At 72.0% G+C, this 22,449-nt stretch carries 17 protein-coding genes; 9 read left to right on the forward strand and 8 right to left on the reverse strand.

Translation table 11 applies throughout. The annotated features are described in order from the left end of the window. Nucleotides 1–16: 16 nt before the first annotated feature. From ACFVGW_RS04290 to ACFVGW_RS04305, 4 genes are all read right to left on the reverse strand, one after another. Nucleotides 17–1,375 carry an alpha/beta fold hydrolase gene (locus tag ACFVGW_RS04290; RefSeq protein ID WP_385850715.1) on the reverse strand — a complete coding sequence of 453 codons (1,359 nt, stop codon included), beginning with the start codon at nt 1,373–1,375 and terminating at the stop codon, nt 17–19. A 474-nt stretch (nt 1,376–1,849) separates the two neighbouring features. Further along, entirely contained in the window at nt 1,850–4,165 is a 2,316-nt protein-coding gene (locus tag ACFVGW_RS04295; RefSeq protein WP_385850716.1) for an FtsX-like permease family protein, read from the reverse strand. Between the two features lie 2 nt (nt 4,166–4,167). Continuing rightward, a complete protein-coding gene (locus ACFVGW_RS04300) occupies nt 4,168–4,923 on the reverse strand; it encodes an ABC transporter ATP-binding protein (protein ID WP_383220799.1) in 756 nt (251 codons plus the stop codon). Next, the gene (locus tag ACFVGW_RS04305; RefSeq protein ID WP_383220798.1) at nt 4,920–5,435 is read right to left on the reverse strand and encodes a PadR family transcriptional regulator; all 516 of its coding nucleotides are present in this window, start codon (nt 5,433–5,435) and stop codon (nt 4,920–4,922) included. Before ACFVGW_RS04305 ends, ACFVGW_RS04300 begins: the two co-directional genes overlap by 4 nt. 122 nt (nt 5,436–5,557) lie before the next feature. On the opposite strand from ACFVGW_RS04305, the gene ACFVGW_RS04310 reads away from it, so the two are divergent. From ACFVGW_RS04310 to ACFVGW_RS04330, 5 genes are all read left to right on the forward strand, one after another. Continuing rightward, nucleotides 5,558–6,832, forward strand: a complete 1,275-nt coding sequence (locus ACFVGW_RS04310) for an ABC transporter substrate-binding protein (RefSeq protein WP_385850717.1) — start codon at nt 5,558–5,560, stop codon at nt 6,830–6,832. A gap of 245 nt (nt 6,833–7,077) precedes the next feature. Then, nucleotides 7,078–8,733, forward strand: a complete 1,656-nt coding sequence (locus ACFVGW_RS04315; protein ID WP_383220796.1) for a glycoside hydrolase family 13 protein — start codon at nt 7,078–7,080, stop codon at nt 8,731–8,733. Further along, nucleotides 8,730–10,052 (forward strand): ABC transporter substrate-binding protein, encoded by a 1,323-nt coding sequence (locus ACFVGW_RS04320; RefSeq protein WP_385850718.1) that lies wholly within the window; start codon nt 8,730–8,732, stop codon nt 10,050–10,052. Before ACFVGW_RS04315 ends, ACFVGW_RS04320 begins: the two co-directional genes overlap by 4 nt. 10 nt (nt 10,053–10,062) lie before the next feature. Further along, entirely contained in the window at nt 10,063–11,427 is a 1,365-nt protein-coding gene (locus ACFVGW_RS04325; protein WP_385850719.1) for an ABC transporter permease subunit, read from the forward strand. A 14-nt stretch (nt 11,428–11,441) separates the two neighbouring features. Continuing rightward, nucleotides 11,442–12,287 (forward strand): carbohydrate ABC transporter permease, encoded by an 846-nt coding sequence (locus ACFVGW_RS04330; RefSeq protein ID WP_385851007.1) that lies wholly within the window; start codon nt 11,442–11,444, stop codon nt 12,285–12,287. 202 nt (nt 12,288–12,489) lie between these two features. Here ACFVGW_RS04330 and ACFVGW_RS04335 read toward each other — a convergent pair whose 3' ends face one another. After that, nucleotides 12,490–13,914, reverse strand: coding sequence for a tetratricopeptide repeat protein (locus tag ACFVGW_RS04335; RefSeq protein WP_385850720.1), 1,425 nt, complete (start codon nt 13,912–13,914; stop codon nt 12,490–12,492). A gap of 253 nt (nt 13,915–14,167) precedes the next feature. Here ACFVGW_RS04335 and ACFVGW_RS04340 point away from each other — a divergent pair, with 253 nt between their 5' ends. Beyond that, the gene (locus ACFVGW_RS04340; protein ID WP_385850721.1) at nt 14,168–14,578 is read left to right on the forward strand and encodes a VOC family protein; all 411 of its coding nucleotides are present in this window, start codon (nt 14,168–14,170) and stop codon (nt 14,576–14,578) included. Between the two features lie 90 nt (nt 14,579–14,668). On the opposite strand, the gene ACFVGW_RS04345 is transcribed toward ACFVGW_RS04340, so the two are convergent. Further along, nucleotides 14,669–15,460, reverse strand: a complete 792-nt coding sequence (locus ACFVGW_RS04345) for a DUF4389 domain-containing protein (protein ID WP_385850722.1) — start codon at nt 15,458–15,460, stop codon at nt 14,669–14,671. Between the two features lie 444 nt (nt 15,461–15,904). Here ACFVGW_RS04345 and ACFVGW_RS04350 point away from each other — a divergent pair, with 444 nt between their 5' ends. From ACFVGW_RS04350 to xdhC, 3 genes are read left to right on the forward strand one after another with little or no spacing between them, the layout of a single operon-like run. After that, a complete protein-coding gene (locus ACFVGW_RS04350; protein WP_385850723.1) occupies nt 15,905–17,410 on the forward strand; it encodes a xanthine dehydrogenase small subunit in 1,506 nt (501 codons plus the stop codon). Beyond that, complete coding sequence (xdhB, locus tag ACFVGW_RS04355; protein ID WP_385850724.1) at nt 17,407–19,794, forward strand: xanthine dehydrogenase molybdopterin binding subunit; 2,388 nt, start codon at nt 17,407–17,409, stop codon at nt 19,792–19,794. The genes ACFVGW_RS04350 and xdhB overlap by 4 nt, the downstream gene beginning before the upstream one ends. A gap of 1 nt (nt 19,795) precedes the next feature. Further along, nucleotides 19,796–20,647, forward strand: a complete 852-nt coding sequence (xdhC, locus tag ACFVGW_RS04360; protein WP_385851008.1) for a xanthine dehydrogenase accessory protein XdhC — start codon at nt 19,796–19,798, stop codon at nt 20,645–20,647. Here xdhC and ACFVGW_RS04365 read toward each other — a convergent pair. After that, nucleotides 20,642–21,847 carry a PP2C family protein-serine/threonine phosphatase gene (locus ACFVGW_RS04365; protein ID WP_385850725.1) on the reverse strand — a complete coding sequence of 402 codons (1,206 nt, stop codon included), beginning with the start codon at nt 21,845–21,847 and terminating at the stop codon, nt 20,642–20,644. The two genes, xdhC and ACFVGW_RS04365, sit on opposite strands and share 6 nt — an antisense overlap. A 203-nt stretch (nt 21,848–22,050) precedes the next feature. Next, nucleotides 22,051–22,419, reverse strand: coding sequence for a PRC-barrel domain-containing protein (locus ACFVGW_RS04370; RefSeq protein ID WP_385850726.1), 369 nt, complete (start codon nt 22,417–22,419; stop codon nt 22,051–22,053). Nucleotides 22,420–22,449: the final 30 nt, after the last annotated feature.

Genomic DNA, 22,449 nt, shown 5'->3' on the forward strand with positions numbered 1-22,449 from the left:
GGTGGGCAGAGGGACATCATGTTCTCTCCGGGTCAGGGGTGATGGTGAACGGGGCCGGCGCGAGGCCGGCCACGCAACCGGTGTCGGGCGCGTGGGGACGCGCGAGGAAGGAGCTCAGGACGCTCTGCGCGCAGGGCGACTGAGGAACGACGAAGTGGCCGATCCCGGGAATGAGCACGGCGGTCGAGCGGGGCAGCGTACGGCCGGTGTACGGCCCCCAGCTCGCGCCCGTCTTCGCGTCGAACGTGCCGGAGATGATCAGGGTCGGCACCGCGCTGACGGTGGGCACCCGCTGGATCGCGGTGCGGTCCGGGACGTTCCAGACGCGGCACAGGTCGTGCTCGAAGGGCAGCTGCGGTGCGTGGGCCAGGACCGTGTCCGGCCATCCGGGGAACGCCCGGCGCCCCGCTTCGAGGAGGTCGGACTTCGAGTAGCCGGGCACCCATTCGCTGCACGCCACCGAATGGGTCAGACCGTGGGCGAACTCGCCGATGACGGGCGTGGCGCCGGCGGCCTGCGCCCGCGCGAAGCGCTCCGGGTTGCCGCGGGCGAGTTCGTCGAGCGCCGCCGGGACGTCGGCGGCGGGCATGGCGCCGCCGTCGGCGACGAGCAGGTTCACCAGCGTGCCCCCGTCGAGGACGACCTCGACCGGGTTCCCGCCGCCGGGCGGGGCCACCGACAGCCTCAGCGGGTTCGCCTCGAGCCGCCGGACCTGCTCCGTCAGCGTGCGCGAGAGGTCCGGGTAGCGGTTCTTGCAGGCGGGCTGCGCCTCGCAGGCCGCGAAGATCGTGTTGATCCCCTCCTGGGCGCTGTCCCAGGCCCAGGGCAGGCTCACGATCTGCGGAGGCACGACCGAGTCGATGGTCAGCGAGCGGATGCCCTCGGGGTGCCGGCGCAGGTAGGTGAGGCCCAGGTCGGTGCCGTAGGAGTACCCGTAGACGTTCCACCTCTTGATGCCCAGGGCCTTGCGCAGGTCGGCGAAGTCCGCGGCGTTCTCGGTGGTGTTGTACGAGCGCAGGTCGATGCCCTGGGCCGTCAGCCGGTCGCGGCACTCCTTCGCCGCGCGGACCAGGAGCCGGCCGGTGGAGGGCGCGTCGTACGGCAGGCCCACGGCCCGCGCGTTGAACCGGTCGATCTCCGGGCAGGCGAGGTTGGGCTGCGAGTAGAGCCCTCCGCGCTGCGTCATCACGATCAGGTCCCGGTCGCGGTTCACGTCGGACGCGATCAGGAAGGGGATGGCGCCGATCGCGTCACCGCCGGGGCCGCCCTCCATGAAGACGACCGGGTCGCCCGTCGGCTTCTTCGACGTGGCCGGGACGACCACGACGGTCAGCCGGATGGTCCGTGCTCCGCGGTGACTGCGGTTCTCGGGCACTTCCAGGGTTCCGCACCGCCCGGGAATCGGCTCGGGCGCGTCCGGGCAGGGGCCGGGCACGAAACGCGCCGGCTTGCCCGGCACGGGCCCCTGGAGAGCCTGCGCCGCGGCGCTGCTCGCCGAGGGGGCGACGGCGGCGCTGAGGAAGGCGAGGCCTGCCGCGGCAAGCGCCGTCCTGGTGCGCCTGCGGCGTGAGCGCCGCCCCGCGTACCGGTGTTCCCCCCGGTTCCGTACGTTCCTTCCACTCCCCCGAACGGGCTGTGGGCAGCCCGTTCTGATGCCCTGTTCCGTCATGTGATCGTGTCTCTCCTGCGTGGTCGACCCGCCGTCCCGGCCGGGAAGACGCCGTCCGGCTCGGCCCGCCGCCTGGTGCGTGCGGGCACATGGGTCAGCCTGCGTTCGAGGAGGAGGGTCGACCACCGGTGGGCTCCACTCGGAGCAGCCCGGCGCCACGGCGACCGGTGCCGGCGAACGTCAGGCGGCGGCGCTCAGGGTGTCCGCGAGACGGCGGCGGGCGGCGCGGCCCGCCGGGACGGCCGCAAGGGCGACCGCGCCGAGCACGGCGGTCGCGCACATCGCCACGAAGTACCAGACCGGTGGGGTGTGGGCGATGCCCGCGCCGATGCCGGTGGTGTCCGCCTCGCGGTCGATCAGCCAGTGGGCGAACGGGATTCCGAGGGCCGTCGCGGCGAGCGCGGCGGCGAGCGCCGTGCAGCCGATGGCCGTCACGGTGACCGCGGTGATCTGACGTGGGGACAGGCCGATGGCCTTGAGGGCCAGCAGGTCGCGTTCGCCCTCGCGGATGCCGCCGCCGATCGCCGTGGAGAGTTCGGTCAGGCCGATGAGCGCGAAGACGGCGATCAGGCCGACGACGACACCGCGCAGGGCGGAGAGCCGGTCGGCGGGGGTGGTGACCTCGTGGATGTCGAGGTGTCCGCCGGAGGTGGCGGCGAGTTCGGCGCGGACGGCGCGTGGGTCGGCGCCCGGTTCGAGACGGAGCTGGTAGAGGGCGGGGCGCAGCGTGGGGTCGTTCTCGCGCAGGGTGTCGAGCGAGGTGGAGATGACCCGGCCGCCGTTCTCCGGTTCGATGCTCCGGCCGACGAGGTGCAGGACCTGTGGGTGACCGCCGACGGTCACACGGACCCAGTCGCCGACGCGTACGTCGAGCAGGTCGAGCAGGCCCTGGCCGGCGACGGCCTCGTCGGGGCCGTGGGCGGGGCGGCCCTCGGCGATCGAGTAGGGGTAGGGCTCGGCGCGGGTGCCGAGGCCGCGCAGCGCGATGGTGCCCGTCTGGCCGGGGACCAGGGCGGCGACCTCCAGGCCGGGGTGGGCGGCGGTGATCTGGTCGCCGGCGCCGAGGAGCGCGGCGGCCTCGCGTTCGGTGAGGGTGGCGTCGGGGCGGGCGGTGAGCGCGGCGGCGTGGCCGAGACGCTCGGGGTGGGTGTCGAAGCGCTGGATCGTGGTCCAGGCGCCGACGGCCACCGTGACCAGCAGCAGCGGCAGGGCGAGGCGGACGATGGTGGCCGGCGCGCGGCGGCCGCGGCCGAAGGCCCGGTGCCAGCCGAGGACCAGACTCGCCGGCACGCGTAGTCCGAGCGCGCCGCGGGCGGCCCGGGAGAGCCCGGCCCCGGACGTCGAACGGGAGGACCGCCGGCCCGTGGCCGAGGCGGCGGGCACGACGGGGACGGGCTCCACGCGTCCGGCCCGCCACGCGGCGAGGCAGGTGGCCGCCCCGATGAACAGCACCACCGCGGCGGGTACGGCGAGCAGCGCCACGGTGTGGCCCTGGAGCCCCTGCCAGACACCGACGGCGTCGCCGAGGCGGCCGGGCAGGCGGTCGCCCAGCACCTGGACGGCCGCCGTGGCGAGGGTCGCTCCGAGCACGGCGAAGGCGAGGTGCTGGCCGAGGAAGGCGCGGACGACCTGGCCGGGTGTGAAGCCGATGGCCTTGAGGACGGAGATGTCCCGGAGGTGGCCGCGTACCCGGGTGCTGATGGCGCCGAACACCGCGAGGGCGGCGGCGACCAGCGCGCCGAGTCCGAAGAGCCCGAGGACCTGGCCGAGCAGCTTGGTGTCGCCCTGCGCCTCGGCGCGGGCCTGCTGCCAGGTGGAGACGTCGGTGACGGCTCCGGCGCCGAGTTCGGTGACGGCACGCTGGACGGCGTAGTCGGTGTCCTCCGGGTCGGCGAGGCGCAGTCCGACGACGTGGCCGCCGCCGCGTTCGTCCGGCACCGCGCGCGGCAGGGCCCAGACGGTGCCGGGCCGCTCCCCGGGGCTGTAGCGGGGCTCCGCGCTGTCGGCGACACCGAGGACGGTCAGGGTGCGGCCGGTCGGCAGGGTCAGGCGGTCGCCGGGTTCGGCCCACAGGGCCCCGGCGAGGCCGGACTCCAGGACGACGCCCTCGGGGTCGGCGTCGTCGAGCCAGCGGCCCGAGGTCAGCAGGGGCCGCCCGATGACCGGGGGCTCGGCCCCGGCGGCGCGCAGTTCCACGTCGGCCCGGGCGCCGCGGGAGGTGACGGTGCCGACGGCGGTGCGGTGGGGGCCGGAGAGCTGCTCGACCCCGTCGAGGCCGGCGAGGGTGCGGGGGTCGGCGGTGGGGCCGGTGTGGATCCACACGTGCGCCCCGCGCGACTGGGTGAAGACCCGTTGCCAGGGGTTGGTGGCGTAGCCGAAGAGCGCGGTGGCGATCAGCAGCGAGGCGACGATCCCGGCGGTGGCGGCGACCATGAACAGCGCCTCGCCCCGGTGGGTGCGCAGATCGGCGTGCGCCCAGCGCAGCGTGGCCCGCACGGTCAGTCCTTGAGTTCCAGTACGCCGGCGAGGCCGGTGCCGCGCGGCGGGGTGCCGCCGAGCTCGGCGTCGTCGGCTATCCGGCCGTCGAAGAAGCTGATCACCCGGTCCGCGGCGCTGGCGAGCCGTGCGTCGTGGGTGACGAGCACGATGGTCTGGCCGCGCTGGTGGATCCGGGCGAGCTGGCGCATGACCTCGCGGGTGCCCTTGCTGTCGAGGCTGCCGGCCGGCTCGTCGGCGAGGAGCAGCCGCGGCTGGTTGACCAGGGCGCGGGCGAGGGCGACGCGTTGCTGTTCGCCGCCGGAGAGCTCGCCCGGCATGCTGCGGGCCTTGCTGTCGAGGCCCAGCTCGGCGAGGAGCTTCTCGCGTTCGGCGCGGGCCCGCTTTGCGGAGGTGCCGGCGAGGAGGGCGGGGAGTTCGACGTTGTCGGCGACGGTGAGGTTGGAGACGAGGTTGAAGAACTGGAAGACGATGCCGATGCGGCGGCGCCGCTCCACCGCCCAGCGCGCCTCGGTCCAGCCGTCCGTGCTCTCGCCGTCGAGCCGGAGCGAGCCGCTGTCGGGACGCTGGAGGCCGCCGAGCAGGTGGAGCAGGGTGGACTTGCCCGCTCCCGAGGGCCCGGTGACGGCGACGAACTCGCCGCGCCGCACGGTCAGGTCCACGCTGCGCACGGCGTGCGCGGGCGCGCCCTCGCCGTGGTGGGTCTTGACCAGCCCTTCGGCGTGCACGAGCGGCACGGGTATGGCGGCGTCCGTCATCGCAGCTCCTCCAGCTCCTCCTGGCAGCGCTCCAGCCAGTCGAGGTCGGCCTGGAGATGCAGCATGGCGCCCTCGATGAGCAGGTGGGCGATGCGGTTGTCCCGGTTCTCGGTGGCGGCCAGCTTGGACAGGTTGCGCATGGTGGTGAGGTATTCGCGTCGCTGCTTGTTGATGAGGGCGATCTGGTCGGCGATACCGGTACGGGGGGCCAGGGCGAGCTTCATGAAGAACTCGTCCCGGACCCTCGGTTCGTCCGCCGTCTCGTCGAACCAGGCGCGCAGTGCTTCCTGCCCGGCGTCGGTGAGGCGGTAGATCTTCTTGTTGGGCCGACTCTCCTGGGCGATCTCCTCGCCCTCGATCAGGCCGGACTTCTCCAGCCGTCCGAGCGTGACGTAGATCTGCCCGACATTGGTGGGAGGGTACGCGGCGCCCAGCAGTTGCTCAAGGTCCTGCTTGAGCTCGTACCCGTGGGCAGGGCCCCTGGCCAGGAGGGCGAGAAGGGGAAGGCGCACCCGTGCTGTCCTCCCTCGCGTGCTCCCGGTGTGATCTGGGCTCTAGTATCGCCCATGCCTAACGGGTATACATGCCCTGTCGTCGGACGAAGGTGTACGGCGCGGTGCTCTGGGAGGAACCTATGCGGTGGATGCGTGCCGCGGGTAGGGGTCTTCTGGCGCTCGCGGTCGTACTGACGGGTTACGTCGCTGCCGGCGTCCCGTCCGGCGGTGCTGAGCCCGGTGGCGGGCGCGGCCCGATGACGCTGGCCACGGCCGGCGATCTCACCGGCTATCTCGCCCCGGTCCTGGAGGGCTGGAACCGCGCGCATCCGGCCGAGAAGGTCACCCTGGTCGAGCTGCCGGACTCGGCCGACGAGACCCGGGCCCAGATGATCACGGATCTCAGGTCCGGCGAGGGCAGGTTCGATCTGCTCAACATCGATGTGGCGTGGACGTCGGAGTTCGCCGCGGCGGGTTGGATCGCGCCGCTGGAGCGCGGCCGCTTCCCGCTGGAGAGCTTCCTGCCGCCGGTGGTGGACACGGCCACGTACGACGGAGGGCTGTATGCCGTCCCGTACGTGACGAACGCCGGGATGCTCTTCTACCGCAAGGACGTGCTCGACCGCGAGGGGCAGCGCCCGCCGCGGACCTGGGCGGAGCTGGAGCGGCAGGCCCGCACCGTCGCCCCGGAGTACGGCCTGGGCGGGTACGCGGGCCAGTTCCTGCCGTACGAGGGGCTGACGGTCAACGCCGCGGAGGCGGTGTACTCGGCGGGCGGGACGATCCTCGGGGACGAGGGCGAGCGGGTCACGGTCGACTCGGCGGCGGCCCGGGAGGGGCTGGGGTTCCTCGCCCGCGGCGTGCGGGACGGCTGGATCCCGAAGGAAGCCCTGACGTACAAGGAGGAGGAGTCCCGGCAGGCGTTCCAGGACGGCCGGCTGCTCTTCCTGCGCAACTGGCCGTACGCGTACGCCGGCGCCTCGGGCGCCCAGTCCAAGGTCGCGGGGAAGTTCGGCGCGGTGCCGCTGCCGGGCCCGGGGAGGGCGGGGACGAGTGTGCTGGGCGGGTCCAATCTCGCCGTGAGCAGCCATGCCCGGCACCCCGAGTCCGCGCGTGACCTGATCGCGTATCTCACGAGCGAGCGGGTGCAGCGCCGCGTCCTGAGCGAGGGCGCCCTGCCGCCGGTCCGGGCCGCGCTGTACGGGGATCCCGCGCTGGTGGCGCGGTTCCCGTATCTGCCCGCGCTACGGGAGAGCGTGCTCGCGGCGGCGCCGCGCCCCAAGAGCCCGCACTACGAGCAGGTGAGCCTCGCCGTGCAGGCCGTGGCCCATGACGCGATGGCGCAGCACCAGACACCCGAGGCCGCCGTGCGCCGCCTCGCGGACGAACTCGCGGCCATCGCCCGTCGCCGCTGACGTCTCCCGCACCTCTCTCCTCACCTCCGCACCTTCTTCTGCGACCTACTTACCTGTTAGGTATCAGCATGCGGACCGTCACGCTCTGACAATCGGGACAAAGTTGGGTATAAAACCCCAACAAGCGCCGTTTTCCGGCAGCTTCATTGACACCCTCACGACACACCTACTTAACATGCATGCATAACCGCTACCCGCTCTGGGTGGCGCGCACCCCTTCACGCAGAAATACAGGTCAACGGGTGATGCTCACAGCCCCAAGCCGCCGTCACTGGTGGCGCGACGCGGTGATCTACCAGGTGTACGTCCGCAGCTTCCTGGACAGCACCGGCGACGGGATCGGCGATCTCGCCGGGGTCCGGGCCGGTCTTCCGTACCTCAAGAAGCTCGGGGTCGACGGCATCTGGCTGAGCCCCTTCTACCCGTCGCCGCAGCACGACCACGGCTACGACGTCGCCGACTACTGCGACGTGGACCCCGTCTTCGGCGACCTCGCCGAGTTCGGCCTGCTGGTCGCCGACGCCCGCCGGCTGGGCGTCAAGGTGCTCCTGGACATCGTCCCCAACCACTGCTCAAGCGAGCACGCCTGGTTCCGCGAGGCCCTCGCCGCCGGCCCCGGCAGCGAGGCCCGCGCCCGCTTCCACTTCGCCGAGGGCCGCGGCCCGGACGGCGACCGGCCGCCCAACAACTGGCACGCCATGTTCGGCGGCCCGGCCTGGACCCGGATCACCGAGCCGGACGGCACGCCCGGCCAGTGGTACCTGCACATGTTCACCCCCGAACAGCCGGACCTGAACTGGCGCAACCCCGAGGTCGGCGCCCACTTCGACCACGCCCTGCGCTTCTGGCTGGACCGCGGCGTCGACGGCTTCCGCATCGACGTGGCGGCCGGCCTGTTCAAGCACCCCGCGCTGCCGGACTCCCCCGACCCGGAGGCCGACGCCCGCACCCGCGACTCGGTCAACCCGCTCGCCTGGAACCAGCCCGAGGTGCACGACGTGTGGCGCCACTGGCGGTCGGTGTGCGAGGAGTACACGGCCCGCGACGGACACGAGCGGCTCCTCGTCGGCGAGGTGTCGGTGCCGACCGCCCGTGAACACGCCGAGTACGTCCGCCCCGACGAGCTGCACCAGGCGTTCTTCTTCGACCTGCTGGGCGCGCCCTGGGACGCCGACGCCTTCCGCAAGGTGATCGACGAGGCGATGCGCGACATCGCGGGCACCGGCTCCACCGTCACCTGGGTGCTCAACAACCACGACCAGGTGCGCACGGTCACCCGGTACGGCGAGTCAGGCACCGAGGGCAGCGGGCTCGGAGCCGCTCGGGCGCGCGCCGCCGCCCTGCTGATGCTGGCCCTGCCCGGTGCCGCGTACATCTACCAGGGCGAGGAGCTGGGCCTCCCGGAGGTCGTGGACCTTCCGGACGAGGTGCTCACCGACCCGATATTCCGGCGCACCGGCAGCCGGGCCCGGATCCGCGACGGCTGCCGCGTGCCGCTGCCGTGGTCGGGGCACGCCTCCCCCTTCGGCTTCAGCACGGGGGCGGAGAGCGCCAAGCCGTGGCTGCCGCAGCCCGGCTGGTTCGCCGAGCACGCCACCGACCGGGCGCTGGCCGACACCCGCTCGTTCTGGCACCTGTACCGCGACGGCCTGCAGCTGCGGCACGGGCTGCCGCAGCTGGGCGAGGGCACCCTGCGCTGGCTGGACGCACCGCCCGGCGTGCTCGCCTTCGTACGCGGCGACGGACTCGTCTGCGCCGTCAACTTCGGCACCGCTCCGGTGCCCGCCCCGGTCTCCGGCGCCCCGCTGCTGTCCAGCGGGCCCTGCCCGACCGGCGTACTTCCCGGATCCACCGCCGCCTGGTGGATCAGTGACGACACCACCCTGGAGGGACCGCGATGACCATACGACGGATGACGACGGCCTGCTGCTCCGCACTCGCCCTGGCGCTCGCCGCGACCGCGTGCGGCGGAGGAACGGTGAGCGCCGGCGGCGGCAGCAAGGAACTGTCCGGCCAGACCCTCGACGTGGCCGGTGTCTGGTCGGGCGCCGAGCAGAAGAACTTCCAGAAGGTGCTGGACGCCTTCACGGAGAAGACCGGCGCCGCGACCCGGTTCGTGTCCACCGGCGACAACGTCTCCACCGTCGTCGGCAGCAAGATCGAGGGCGGCAACGCCCCCGACGTGGTGATGGTCCCTCAGGTGGGTGTGCTCCAGCAGTTCGCCGAGCAGAAGTGGCTCAGGCCGCTGTCCGAGACCACGAAGAAGTCCGTCGACGCCAACTACGCGCCGGTGTGGAAGAACTACGGCTCCGTGGACGGCACGCTGTACGGCCTGTACTTCAAGGCCGCCCACAAGTCGACCGTCTGGTACAGCCCCGAGGCGTTCGAACAGGCGGGCGTGGTGCCGCCGAAGTCGTACGAGGAGATGCTCAAGAGCGGGCAGGCCGTCTCCGACTCCGGACTGCCGGCCTTCGCGGTCGCCGGTGAGGACGGCTGGACCCTCACCGACTGGTTCGAGAACATCTACCTCTCCCAGGCCGGTCCCGAGAAGTACGACCGGCTCGCCCGGCACGAGATCGCGTGGACCGACCCCACCGTGGTGAAGGCCCTGACCACCCTCGGGGCGCTCTTCTCCGACAAGAAGCTGATCGCGGGCGGCCAGAAGGGAGCGCTGGGCACCGACTTCCCCGGCTCCGTCGAGAAGGTCTTCGGGCCGAAGCCCGAGGCGGGCATGGTGTACGAGGGCGACTTCGTCGCCGGCATCGCCAAGGACCAGTTCGGCAAGAAGATCGGCGAGGACGCCGCCTTCTTCCCCTTCCCGGCGGTCGCGGGCGGCACGGCGCCGGTGGTCAGCGGTGGTGACGCCGCCGTCGTCCTGAAGGACGGCAAGAACCAGAAGGCCGCGACGGCGTTCCTGGAGTTCCTCGCGACGCCGGAAGCCGCGGCGGTGTGGGCCGAGGCCGGCGGCTTCCTGTCGCCGAACAAGAAGCTCGACCTCGCCTCCTACGGCGACGACACGCTGCGCGAGACGGCCAAGTCGCTGATCGACGCCGGGGATTCGGTGCGCTTCGACATGTCGGACCAGGCCCCGGCGGCCTTCGGCGGCACCAAGGGCGTCGGCGAGTGGAAGATCCTCCAGGACTTCCTGCGCGACCCGTCGAACCCGGCCGCCACGGCCGCGGCGCTGGAGGGCGCGGCGGCCAAGGCGTACAAGAACTGAGGCGGCGGTCATGACCACAGCCACCGCTCCCCCGCCACCCCGGGCCGACGCCGCCGGGGGCGACCGGCGGGACAGAGGTCCGAGAGCCCGGGCCCGGCGCCGCCGGCGGTTCGCCGCCGTCGCCTTCGTCCTGCCGGCGCTGCTGCTGCTCGGCGCGCTGGTCGTCTACCCCGTCCTGTTCTCGGTGGGCCGCAGCTTCTTCGACGCGTCCGGGACACGCTTCGTCGGCGGGGACAACTACGCGGAGATGTTCCGCGACCCGGCCACGCTGACCGCGATCCGCAACAGCGCCATCTGGGTGGTCGTCGCGCCGACCCTGCTGACCGGCCTCGGGCTGATCCTCGCGGTGCTGGTGGAGAAGGTCCGCTGGGCGACGGCGTTCAAGCTGCTGCTCTTCATGCCGATGGCCGTCTCCTTCCTGGCGGCGGGCATCATCTTCCGCCTCGCGTACGAGGAGGACCCGGACAAGGGCGTGCTGAACGCGGCCGTGGTCGGCGTGCACGCCGCGTTCCGGGACGCGGCGTCGTACCCGACCGCCCGGGCCCGCGAGGGCCAGGGGCTCGACAGGCGGCCGGACGGCTCGTACGGGACGGCCGGCACGGTCTCCCCCGGGCAGAGCCTCGCCCTCGGCTTCGTCGGCGTGCCGCCCAAGGAGCTGCCCGCCGGGGCGCAGCCGGCGGCGGCCGGGAAGGCCGGTCCGAAGGACGTGGCCGGCGCCGTGTACCTGGACTTCACGCCCGGCGGCGGGGGGCGGCCCGGCGCGATCGACTCCGCGGAGCGGGGACTGCCCGGCATGACGGTGGAGGCGGTGCGCGACGGGCGGGCGGTCGCCACCGCGACCACGGCGTCCGACGGATCGTTCCGCTTCACCGGCCTGGAGGCGGGCGCCTACACGGTCCGGCTGCCGGCGGAGAACTTCGCGCCGCCCTACGAGGGGGTCTCCTGGCTCGGTCCCGCGCTGGTCACTCCGGCGATCATCGGCGCGTACCTGTGGATCTGGACCGGCTTCGCGATGGTGCTCATCGGCGCCGGTCTCTCGTCCCTGCCGCGCGACGCGCTGGAGGCGGCGCGGATGGACGGCGCCAACGAGTGGCAGGTCTTCCGGCGGATCACCGTGCCCCTGCTGGCGCCCGTGCTGACCGTCGTCTTCGTGACGCTCGTGATCAATGTGATGAAGGTCTTCGACCTGATCTACATCATCGCTCCGGGGCCGGTGCAGGAGGACGCCACCGTACTGGCCACCCAGATGTGGCTGGTGTCCTTCGGCGGCGGCAACGACCAGGGGCTCGGCAGCGCGCTGGGCGTACTGCTCCTGCTCCTGGTGATCCCCGCGATGGTGTTCAACGTCCGCCGCTTCCGCAGGAGTCAGTCATGAGTGCGACCGCCACGATGCCGGGCGGCCGGCTGCGCCGCTGGCTGGGCAACGGCCTGGTCCAGGCGTTCCTGGCCGTCGTCGGCCTGATCTGGGTGACGCCGGTCGCCGGGCTGCTGCTGTCCTCCCTGCGCTCGGCGAGCGACAACGCCGCGAGCGGCTGGTGGACGGCGCTGACCGGCCCCGGCCGACTGTCCCTGGACAACTACACCGCCCTTCTGGGCAACGCGGGCATCACCCAGGCCTTCTGGAACACGGTGCTGATCTCGGTGCCGACGACCCTCCTGGTCGTCGTCGTCGCGGCGCTCGCCGGATACGCCTTCGCCTGGCTGGAGTTCCCCGGCCGGGACTGGATCTTCCTGGGCGTGGTGGCACTCCTCGTGGTACCCGTGCAGGTGGGTCTGCTGCCGGTGGCGAAGCTGTTCGGGCAGCTGGGTCTGTTCGGCACGATCCCCGGCGTGGTGCTCTTCCACGTCGCCTACGGTCTGCCGTTCGCCGTGTTCCTGCTCCGCAACTACTTCGCGGACATCCCGCGCGAGATGCTGGAGGCGGCGCGCATGGACGGCGGCGGCGAGTGGCGGATCTTCACCCGCCTCGTACTCCCGGTCGGCCGGCCGGCGATCGCGAGCCTGGCGATCTTCCAGTTCCTCTGGGTGTGGAACGACATGCTCGTGGCGCTGCTCTTCGCCGACAGCTCGTCGCAGCCGCTGACGGTGGAACTGCAGTCGCAGGTACGGCAGTTCGGCAGCAACATCGACGTCCTGGCGCCGGGAGCCTTCCTCTCGCTGATCGTACCGGTGGTGGTCTTCTTCGCCTTCCAGCGTCACTTCGTGCAGGGAGTGATGGCGGGTTCGGTGAAGTGACGGCTGGGGCGGGGCCGGCGGTCGACGGCGTTGGACGGGGGTCAACCGTCGCCGATTCGCCGGTCCTTGCCCCTTCCTGGCGCAAGGCCGCGACCGCGCGGTGGGACGAGGACGTACGCGCCCGCCACCGCCGGGACGACCTGAACGTACCGGGCCAGGACGGCCGACCCGGCGAAGGAACTCGCGGCAGGTGGAGGCGGCCTCAGAACCGGTCGGTCGTGAGGTCCCCTGACCGGCCGAGCCGGCCCGCCCGGTCGCGGGCGACGGCGGCCTGGGCGGCATCGCCCAGTGAGTCCGCCAGGCGGGCCCTGCTCAGCCAGTTGTACGGGCTGTGCGGGCGCAGCGCGGTCCGCTCGCTGATCAGGACCCGCGCCACGTCGTGCCGTCCGGACTTCAGGGCGGCTTCGACGAGGGTCTTCTGAATCGCGTCGCGCTGGGCGTGGCTGCCGCCGAACTCGTGGAGCCGGCGCCGCAGCGGCCACAGCTGCTCCACCACGGTGTCGTGGTCCCCCGCCGCATGGGCGACCAGTGCCTCGCACACGGGCAGGCCCACCTCGGCGGTCATGGCGTGGTTGGTGACCACGGCCGTGCCCGGCTCCGCCAGCCAGCGCCGCCGGTCGGCGATCAGCCGGCGCGCCTCGGCGGTCCGGCCGGCACCGACGTAGGACATGACGGCGTGCACGTCGTTGAAGACGTAGAACGGTGGGTCGCACCGCGCCGACCACGCGTCCGCGAGCGCCTCCCACCGGCGGGTCTGGTCGGACCCCGCGAGTCGGAAGCGCCACAGCATGGCAGCCGCGTCGAGGAGTTCCATGGCCAGGCCCCTGGACCCCTCGTTGTGCAGTGCCGCGTCGTAGACGCCGAGCGCGGTGTCGGTGTCGCCCGCCTCCAGCGCGTAGAGCGCGTAGTGCCACCAGTTGTGGACCGTGAGGAAGTTGCCGCCGGACCAGTCTCCGCTGCGGGCGTCGAGAAAGGCGATGCCCTCCGAGAAGCGGCCCTGCATCTCGTAGGTGTGCACGACGGCGTGGATGGCCCACACGTCGTGGCGGTTCCGCTCGACCGCGGCCGAGCCCGTCTCCCGGGCGTGGGTGTAGTGCCCGGACTCCTCCAGGCCGAAGGCGTACATGCCGAGGAGCGGGCCCAGGTGAGGATCGTCCTCCTCCCAGGCGGAGAGGGCTCCGCCGATCCTGTCCCGCAGCCGCGGGGCGTCACCGGTGAGGAAGTCGAGCTGATGCCCGACGAAGAGCGCGAGCGCGTCGCGGGGGAAGGCCACCGTCAGCTCCTCGAGCACGGCACTGCCTCGCCTCAGATCGCCCGCGAGGAGACTTCCGGCGGCCTCCGCGTGCAGTCGCTCCCGCAGGGGCAGCCCGGTCAGGTCGAGGCCGGAGACGAACCCGTCGAATCGCCCGCGCGCCTCGGCGGCGTCCGCCGGCTCCGTGCCGAGCACTCCGAGGTAGGCGCCGAACGCCTGCGCCACCGGCGAGCCGGGGGCGGCACCGAGGAGGTCGCCGACCGCGCCGACCACCGCGGGGCGGAAGAAGAGCAGGTCCTCCACCGCACGGTCCAGGTGCGCGGCGGCCTCTGATGAGCCGTTGTACAAGTCGTGACCGTACCGGTCGGTCGCCAACGCTGATCACCTCGTCACGAGAGCCATCGGTTCGGCGCCGCAACGGCGGACGCCCCTCCCCATGGAGCCAGTTGTACGGCTCCTGGCACAGTCCCTGAACAGGTGATCCCTCCGGGCCGGGACGGGCCAGAGCCCCGTGAGGTCCACTCTCGCCTTCGTCCGGGCGAGTGACCACGGCGTTCACGTCGTTCGAATCCGCCGCCGCCGCGCATAGGCTCCCCGCACCGACCGTTCGTCACGAAAGGAGCCTCTTGTGGCGTCTCGCCTCAATCCGTACATCACCTTCTCCGGTGAAGCGAAGCAAGCCCTGGAGTTCTACAAGGAGGTCCTCGGCGGGACCCTGAACCTCAACACCTACGGCGACTTCGGCGCCGAGGCACCGCCCGGGTACTCCGACAAGATCATGCACGGCATGCTCGAGAGCACCGGCGGCTTCACCCTGATGGGCGCCGACAACCCGCCCGGGAGCCAGCACACGCCCGGGAACAACTTCGCGGTGAGCCTGAGCGGCGAGGACGCGGCGGAGCTGCGCGGCTACTGGGACAAGCTGTCCGCCGACGGCACCGTGTCCGTCCCCCTGGAGAAGCAGATGTGGGGCGATGTGTTCGGCATGTGCACGGACAAGTTCGGCATCACGTGGATGGTCAACATCAACCAGCAGTGAACCGGCTGCCGAGTCGTCGGCGCGTCGGCGTCCGAGAGGTTCGCCGGCGCGCCGTCCTCGCCGTGGGGCGGCCGGGTGACGGCGGAGAGGTCACCGCGCCGCCGATACGGCGGCCGCCCCCGCCCGGTCGTCGTCCATGTCGCTCTGGACCGTGCCGGACGTCAGATGGCCCGCCAGTCCGAGGAGGAGGAAGAGCCAGACCAGTACCTGCGCTCCCGTGCCCAGGTGAAGCGGCCGGGTGGCGGAGTGGGGCTGGGCTCCGGCGGGAGCGGGGGTGTCGCCCAGGATTCCCTTCGGGTACACGGGCGTCAGCATCATGACGTAGGCGGACAGCCTCATCCGGTACCGGACGACGGCCGCCGTCGCGCCGAAGACGGGTTCCGGCAGGCGACCCAGGACGATGCCGATCAGCCAGAACACCCAGCTGATCGCGAACCAGCCGGACTGCGCGAGGCTGCTGACGATCGCGGCCGGAATCATCAGGATGAGCCGGAAGAACACCGCCAGACGGTTGAGCGGGGTCTTGCGCAGCTCGATCTGCACCGGATAGTCGGAGGCGTCGAAGGCGAACGGCGGGTAGCGGTCGACGAGCAGGGTGGCGGCGGCGGAGACCCGTGTCTGATAGGCGAGTACCGAGCCGAGGAACGAGGCGATCGGATCGGGGAGACGGCCCAGGACCAGGGCGCTGAACCAGCCCGCGATCGTGACGAAGAAGGCGGCGAGCGAGAGGAGGAAGACGACGACGAACTGCGGGACGAGCAGCAGCCAGCGCAGCAGGACCGTCCACCGGCGCTGCCGCCCCGGCGGGGGCACGTCCAGGGGCGGACGCCACTCGCCTTCCTCGTCGTCGACCGAAGAACGTGGTTCCCAACCGGTCGCCATGGACGCCTCCGTCTCCTCCTGGTTGCCACGGTCATCTCGATGGTGTCGCGGCATGCGGGTCCTCGCACCACGGCATGGGCCACCAGGGCCTGCTTTCGCCACCCGCCGGTTGACCGATCGACCTGCGGCGTCGTAGTTTCAGCGCACCCGCTCGTGAGCTGATGGAAGGAGGCGACGTCGGATGTCGACCGTCTCCGCGCAGATTCGCCTCGCTCACGAGATCGCCTGGGCTCCCGGGCGCGTAGCACACGGCTGCTAGCAGCCCCTTTCCCGGCGTGCCCGATTGCGGCCCCGGTCTCTCTCGATTTCTGTTACTGCCTGCGGCACGCCGCTGCGTGCCGATGCGCGCGCTCCGGGTTCTCGCGCTGCGCAATCGAACGAGGAAGCTCCTGACATGACTACTGGGACGAACACACCGACCGTGCGCCGGAACGGGGGTCTGCCGTGGTAGAGGCGCGGATCACGGTCAACGGGAACGGAACACCGATCGCACCGGCCGCTCCCCACTCCACCGTGCTGGATTTCCTGCGCGAGCGCGGCCTCACCGGGACGAAGGAGGGCTGCGCCGAGGGCGAGTGCGGCGCCTGTTCGGTCCTGGTGGCACGGCCCGGAGTGAACAAGCCGACGGACTGGGTGGCGGTCAACGCGTGCCTGGTCCCGGTCGCGGCGCTCGACGGCTCGGAGGTCATCACCTCCGAAGGTCTCGCCACCGCGGGCGACCCCGGCGGGCCGCCCGCACTGCACCCGGTGCAGGAGGAGATGGCCGTCCGCGGCGGGTCCCAATGCGGTTACTGCACACCGGGGTTCATCTGCAGCATGGCCTCCGAGTACTACCGGCCGGACCGCTGCGCGAGCGCCGGCGCGCACGTGGCCTCGGACACCGGAGCGGACACGCCCACGGACGCGGCCGGCGGCACCGACGCCGAGCACGGCCCGAACGGTTTCGATCTGCACTCCCTCAGCGGAAACCTGTGCCGCTGCACCGGCTACCGCCCGATTCGCGATGCCGCGTTCGCCGTCGGTACGCCCTCCGAGGACGACCCGCTGGCGCGGCGTCGCGAGCAGTCCCCGCCCGAGCCGGCCGCCACCGAGTACACCCGCGACGGCAGCACGTTCGTGCGGCCCGGCACCCTGGCCGAAGCGCTGCGTGTGCTGGGCGAGCGTCCCGACGCGGTGGTCGTCGCGGGAAGCACCGACTGGGGCGTGGAGGTGAACATCCGTTCCCGCAGGGCGGATTACGTGGTCGCCGTCGACCGGCTGCCCGAACTGCGGGAGCTGCGCGAGGAATCCGACTCCGTCGTGATCGGGGCGGCGCAGACGCTGACCGAGATCGAGCGCCGGCTCGACGGGCGCGTCCCGCTCCTGGCCGAGCTGTTCCCGCAGTTCGCGTCACGGCTCATCCGCAACAGCGCGACCCTCGGCGGCAATCTCGGTACCGGCTCGCCCATCGGTGACAGCCCGCCGGTGCTGCTCGCGCTGGAGGCGTCGGTGGTCCTCGCCGGCGCCGACGGTGAGCGTGAGGTGCCGCTCGCGGAGTACTTCACCGGCTACCGGCAGAGCGTGCGCCGTCCCGGGGAGCTGATCCGGGCCGTACGCCTCCCGCTGCCCCTCTCGCCGGTCACGGCCTTCCACAAGATCGCCAAGCGTCGGTTCGACGACATCTCCAGCGTGGCCGTCGCCTTCGCGCTCGACATCGAGGACGGGATCGTGCGCAAGGCACGCATCGGCCTCGGCGGCGTGGCCGCCACCCCGATCCGCGCCCTCGCCACCGAGGCCGCCCTGGAGGGCAGGCCCTGGACGGCCGAGCATGTCGAGGCCGCGGCCCAGGTGCTGCGGGCCCAGGGCACGCCGATGGACGATCACCGTGCCAGCGCCGAGTACCGCTCCGCGATGCTCGGCCAGAGCCTGCTCAAGCTGTACGCCCAGACCACCGAGGCGGTGTCGTCATGAGTCATCTGTCCGAACGCCCCGAGAAGCCGGTCGTCGGCGTCTCGCTGCCGCACGAGAGCGCCGCCCTGCACGTCACGGGCGCCGCGCTCTACACCGACGACCTGGTCTCCCGTACCAAGGACGTGCTGCACGCCTACCCCGTGCAGGTCTTGAAGGCCCACGGCAGGATCACCGCGCTCCGCACCGAGCCGGCGCTCGCCGTGCCCGGTGTGGTGCGCGTGCTGACGGTCGCCGACGTGCCCGGCGTCAACGACGCCGGGATGAAGCACGACGAACCGCTCTTCCCCGACGAGGTCATGTTCCACGGCCACGCGGTCGCCTGGGTGCTCGGCGAGACGCTGGAGGCGGCCCGTCTCGGTGCGGCGGCCGTCGAGGTGGAGCTCGACGAACAGCCCTCCCTGATCACACTGCAGGACGCCATCGCGGCCGGCAGTTTCCACGGCGCGCGGCCCGTCATGCAGACCGGCGACGTCGACGCCGGGTTCGCCGACTCCGCGCACGTGTTCACCGGGGAGTTCCAGTTCTCCGACCAGGAGCACTTCTATCTGGAGACGCACGCGGCGCTGGCCCTGGTCGACGAGAACGGGCAGGTGTTCGTCCAGAGCAGCACTCAGCATCCCTCGGAGACGCAGGAGATCGTCGCGCACGTCCTCGGCCTGCACAGTCACGAGGTGACCGTGCAGTGCCTGCGCATGGGCGGCGGCTTCGGCGGCAAGGAGATGCAGCCGCACGGGTTCGCGGCCGTCGCCGCGCTCGGCGCCAGGCTGACCGGCCGGCCGGTCCGGGTGCGGCTCAACCGGACCCAGGACCTGACCATGTCCGGCAAGCGGCACGGGTTCCACGCCCAGTGGAAGATCGGCTTCGACGCAGACGGCCGCATCCAGGCACTGGACGCCACCCTGACCGCGGACGGCGGCTGGAGCCTGGACCTGTCCGAGCCGGTGGTGGCCCGCGCGATGTGCCACATCGACAACGTCTACTGGATCCCCCACGCGCGGGTGACCGGCCGCATCGCCAAGACCCACAAGGTCTCCAACACCGCCTTCCGCGGCTTCGGCGGGCCGCAGGGCATGCTGGTGATCGAGGACATCCTGGGCCGGTGCGCGCCGCTGCTCGGCCTGGACCCGACGGAGCTGCGGGAGCGCAACTTCTACCGGCCCGGGCAGGGTCAGACGACACCGTACGGACAGCCGGTCACGCAGCCCGAGCGGATCTCCGTCGTCTGGAACCAGGTGCGGGACGACGCCAGGCTCGCCGACCGCCGGCGGGAGGTCGCGGCCTTCAACGCGGCGCACACGCACACCAAGCGGGCGCTCGCGATCACCGGCATCAAGTTCGGCATCTCGTTCAACCTCACCGCCTTCAACCAGGCCGGCGCGCTGGTCCTGATCTACAAGGACGGCTCGGTCCTGATCAACCACGGCGGCACCGAGATGGGGCAGGGCCTGCACACCAAGATGCTGCAGGTGGCCGCGACCACGCTGGGCATCCCGCTGCACAAGGTGCGGCTGGCACCCACGCGTACCGACAAGGTGCCCAACACCTCCGCCACGGCAGCCAGTTCCGGGGCGGACCTCAACGGCGCCGCGGTGAAGAACGCCTGCGAGCAGCTGCGCGAGCGGCTGTTGCGGGTGGCCGGCACCCAACTGGGCGCGAACGCCTCGGACGTGCGCATCGTCGAGGGCGTCGCGCGCGTCCTCGGCCACGACAAGGAGCTGGACTGGGACGAGCTGGTGCGCACCGCGTACTTCCAGCGGGTCCAGCTCTCGGCGGCCGGTTTCTACCGGACCGAGGGGCTGCACTGGGACGCGACGTCGTTCCGGGGCTCGCCGTTCAAGTACTTCTCCTACGGAGCCGCGGCGGCCGAGGTGGAGGTGGACGGCTTCACCGGCGCGTACCGCATCCGCCGGGTGGACATCGTGCACGACGTCGGCGACAGCCTCTCCCCGATGATCGACATCGGTCAGGTGGAGGGCGGCTTCGTCCAGGGCGCGGGCTGGCTGACGCTGGAGGACCTGCGCTGGGACGCCGGGGAGGGACCGAACCGCGGCCGGCTGCTGACCCAGGCGGCGAGCACGTACAAGCTGCCGAGCTTCTCGGAGATGCCCGAGGAGTTCAACGTGACGCTGCTGGAGAACGCCACCGAGGAGGGCGCGGTCTACGGTTCCAAGGCGGTGGGCGAGCCTCCGCTGATGCTGGCGTTCTGTGTACGAGAGGCACTGCGGCAGGCCGCCGCGGCGTTCGGGCCGGCCGGGGTCGGCGTGGAACTCGCCTCCCCCGCGACACCTGAGGCGGTGTACTGGGCCATCGAGGCCGCGCGCGCCGGCCAGGCCGGCGGCGGCCGTGAAGTCCCCGCCGGAGCGACCTCGTTGAGCCATGCCTGACATGACCTGGGTCGCCGCGGTCGCGCGGTTGCGGGCCCGCCGGGAGACCGGCGTGCTCGTGACCGTCGCGACCGTGCGCGGCCACGCACCACGCAAGGCCGGTGCCAAACTCGTGGTCGGCCGGACCGAGACCTGGGGCTCGATCGGCGGCGGCAACATCGAGGCCGTCGCGATCGACCGGGCCCGCGAGCTGATCGGGACGCCCGACGCCGAGCCGGAGCTGATGGACTTCGCGCTCAACGACAAGGTCGTCGGCCGGCACGGCGTGCAATGCTGCGGCGGGGCCGTGAGCGTCCTGCTGGAACCGCTGCCGCAGGTCCCGGCGGTGGCGCTCTTCGGCATCGGACATGTCGGCCTCGAACTGGCCCGCGTCCTGGCCCGTCACGACCTCGATCTGCACATGATCGACACCCGCCCCGAGATGCTCACCGACGAACGGCTCGGGGTGCTCGCGGACGCGGTGGCGCAGATCCATGTACACCGCACGCTGCTGCTTCCCGAGGAGGTGCTCGCGGAACTGCCGCCCGGAACCCACGTCCTGATCATGACCCACGACCACGCCGAGGACGCGGCGCTGTGCGACGCCGCCCTGCGCACCGACGGTCTCGGCCCGATCGGGCTCATCGGGTCGGCCGCCAAGTGGGCGCGGTTCCGGCAACGCCTGGCCACCGAGGGCGGCCACGACGACGCCACCATCGACCGGATCAGGACCCCGATCGGAATCGCCGAGATCACGGGCAAGGAACCCGCCACGATCGCGGTCAGCGTCGCGGCGGACCTGCTGCGCACGTTCGAGCGGGACCGGCGGAGCCACACGGCGCGGGAGGGCGGGCCCGTCCGGGAGGCCTCATGAACCGGCCCGGGCCCGTGCCGTCGTGCCGCGTCCGCTGGGATGCCATTCGGTGAGCAGGATGGTGGCGTCGTCACGGAGCTTGTGGCCCTGGTGCTGCCGCAGGCCCAGGATCAGGCGCCGGAGGGCTTCGGGGGCGGGATCGCCCGCCGCGGTGGCACGGATGACGGTGTCGGCCAGCCGTTCTTCGCCGTACAGATCCCCGTCGGGCGAGCGGGCGTCGGTGACTCCGTCGCTGTAGAGGAGGATCCGGTCACCGGGCTGGAGGCGCTGGGAGTGCTCGGTGGGCGGGAACTCGGTGACGAATCCCCACCCGAGGGGCAGGTCGGACTCCCGGGCCAGTACCTGCGGCAGAACCCTTCCCTGGCGGATGAGCAGGGGCGGCGGATGTCCGCAGTTGATCCAGGTCAGCCGTCCGTCGGAGGTGTCCAGGTGGGCGACGACGGCGGTCATGAGCCGGTCGATGAACCACTGGTCCAGGATCCGGTCGATCGCGGTGACGATGTCGGTCAGCGAACCGCCGGAACGGCGGGTCGCGCGGCACGCGGCAAGCCCGGCGGCGCTGGCTCCGCCCGAGGCGAGGTCGTGGCCCATGGAGTCCATGACCGTCAGGTGGAGGCCCCGTTCGTCCAGGCTGTGGTCGAAGGTGTCGCCGCCGATGTCGTACGCGGGCTCCAGCACCGCCGAGGAGGTCACCTCCGCCGTACCGATCGTCCGCGGTGGCAGGAAGGCCCAGAGCAGCTCCGCCTGCACCGTCATCGCCCGCATGCGCTCGACCTCGACCAGCAGGTCGCTGTGGGACGACTTCGACACCACGAGCAGAGCCGCCACACCGGCGAGCGTCTCGCTGCGCCTGAGCAGGGCGTCCCCCAGTGAGGGCGCCGTCACCATCAGGACGCCGAGGCGCTCGATTCCGTCGATCATCGGCAGCCAGGCGGTGCCGCCGTCCCTCGACCGCTGCACCTGCTGCGTACGGTAGGCCAGACCCGCGAGCGAGGTGTCGATGTCGAGGTTCTCCTGCCGCGCGGCACCCGGCTGGGGCAGTGCGATGAGCCGGATCTGCTGCAGGTCCGCCACATACATGGCCGTGCCCTGGAGCCCCATGTGCCGCCCGGCGTCGTCGACGAGGCCCGCGAGCTCCCGTACGGACAGCAGTTGGGAGCGGCTCAACAGATCGGCCAGCACATCCTCGTACGTCGACACACGACCTCCGCGGTTCTCCTCAGGACGTCTCGCGGGGCGGCGGCAGGTAACGGCCCGTGGCTCTCAGGCTACGCAGACCCTCCGGTGATCGCCTCCGCACGGGCCGGGGGTGGCAGGGCGACACGGGCCGGGGGGTACGGCGACGGCGGGAGGGCCCGGACTCGTCGAGTCCGGGCCCTCCCGCCTTACCGCCCCACGGTGTCTCAGATCATCGGGCCGCCGAACGGGCCGCCCAGTCCGTAGTAGGTGCCGATGCCGTGGCGGTAGTCGGGGTCCTCGAGGTGCTTGTCGCGGTGGAACTCGGGAGCGTCCTTGATCTGTTCCTTGGTCCGGTCGACGAAGATCTTCCGGTCGTCCACGTCGATCCGCACCACGGTGCCGGCCGGGAGGAGGACCTCCTTGCCGAAGATCCAGACCCCGGTGTCCACGACGAGGTAGGCGTCGTCGACCTGGTCGGAGTGCTTGTCCACCTTCCCGATGCTGCCGTCGGTCGCCTCGACCTTGTAGCCGGTCAGGTCCGTGCCGGCCAGATGACCCGCGGTCGACTTGTAGCTCCACACCTGCTCAGTCACGCGAAAACAACTCCTCCGGTAGGCGAGGAC

The organism is Streptomyces sp. NPDC127129 (assembly GCF_042671585.1).
Classification (GTDB): Bacteria; Actinomycetota; Actinomycetes; order Streptomycetales; family Streptomycetaceae; genus Streptomyces.

Excerpts from the sequence above, each read along its gene's own strand:
- ACFVGW_RS04315 (WP_383220796.1), top strand. The coding sequence starts at position 7,078 with ATGCTCACAGCCCCAAGCCGCCGTCACTGGTGGCGCGACGCGGTGATC.
- ACFVGW_RS04330 (WP_385851007.1), top strand. The coding sequence starts at position 11,442 with ATGCCGGGCGGCCGGCTGCGCCGCTGGCTGGGCAACGGCCTGGTCCAG.
- ACFVGW_RS04310 (WP_385850717.1), top strand. The coding sequence starts at position 5,558 with ATGCGGTGGATGCGTGCCGCGGGTAGGGGTCTTCTGGCGCTCGCGGTC.
- ACFVGW_RS04320 (WP_385850718.1), top strand. The coding sequence starts at position 8,730 with ATGACCATACGACGGATGACGACGGCCTGCTGCTCCGCACTCGCCCTG.
- xdhB (WP_385850724.1), top strand. The coding sequence starts at position 17,407 with ATGAGTCATCTGTCCGAACGCCCCGAGAAGCCGGTCGTCGGCGTCTCG.
- ACFVGW_RS04325 (WP_385850719.1), top strand. The coding sequence starts at position 10,063 with ATGACCACAGCCACCGCTCCCCCGCCACCCCGGGCCGACGCCGCCGGG.
- ACFVGW_RS04345 (WP_385850722.1), bottom strand. The coding sequence starts at position 15,460 with ATGGCGACCGGTTGGGAACCACGTTCTTCGGTCGACGACGAGGAAGGC.
- ACFVGW_RS04300 (WP_383220799.1), bottom strand. The coding sequence starts at position 4,923 with ATGACGGACGCCGCCATACCCGTGCCGCTCGTGCACGCCGAAGGGCTG.
- xdhC (WP_385851008.1), top strand. The coding sequence starts at position 19,796 with ATGACCTGGGTCGCCGCGGTCGCGCGGTTGCGGGCCCGCCGGGAGACC.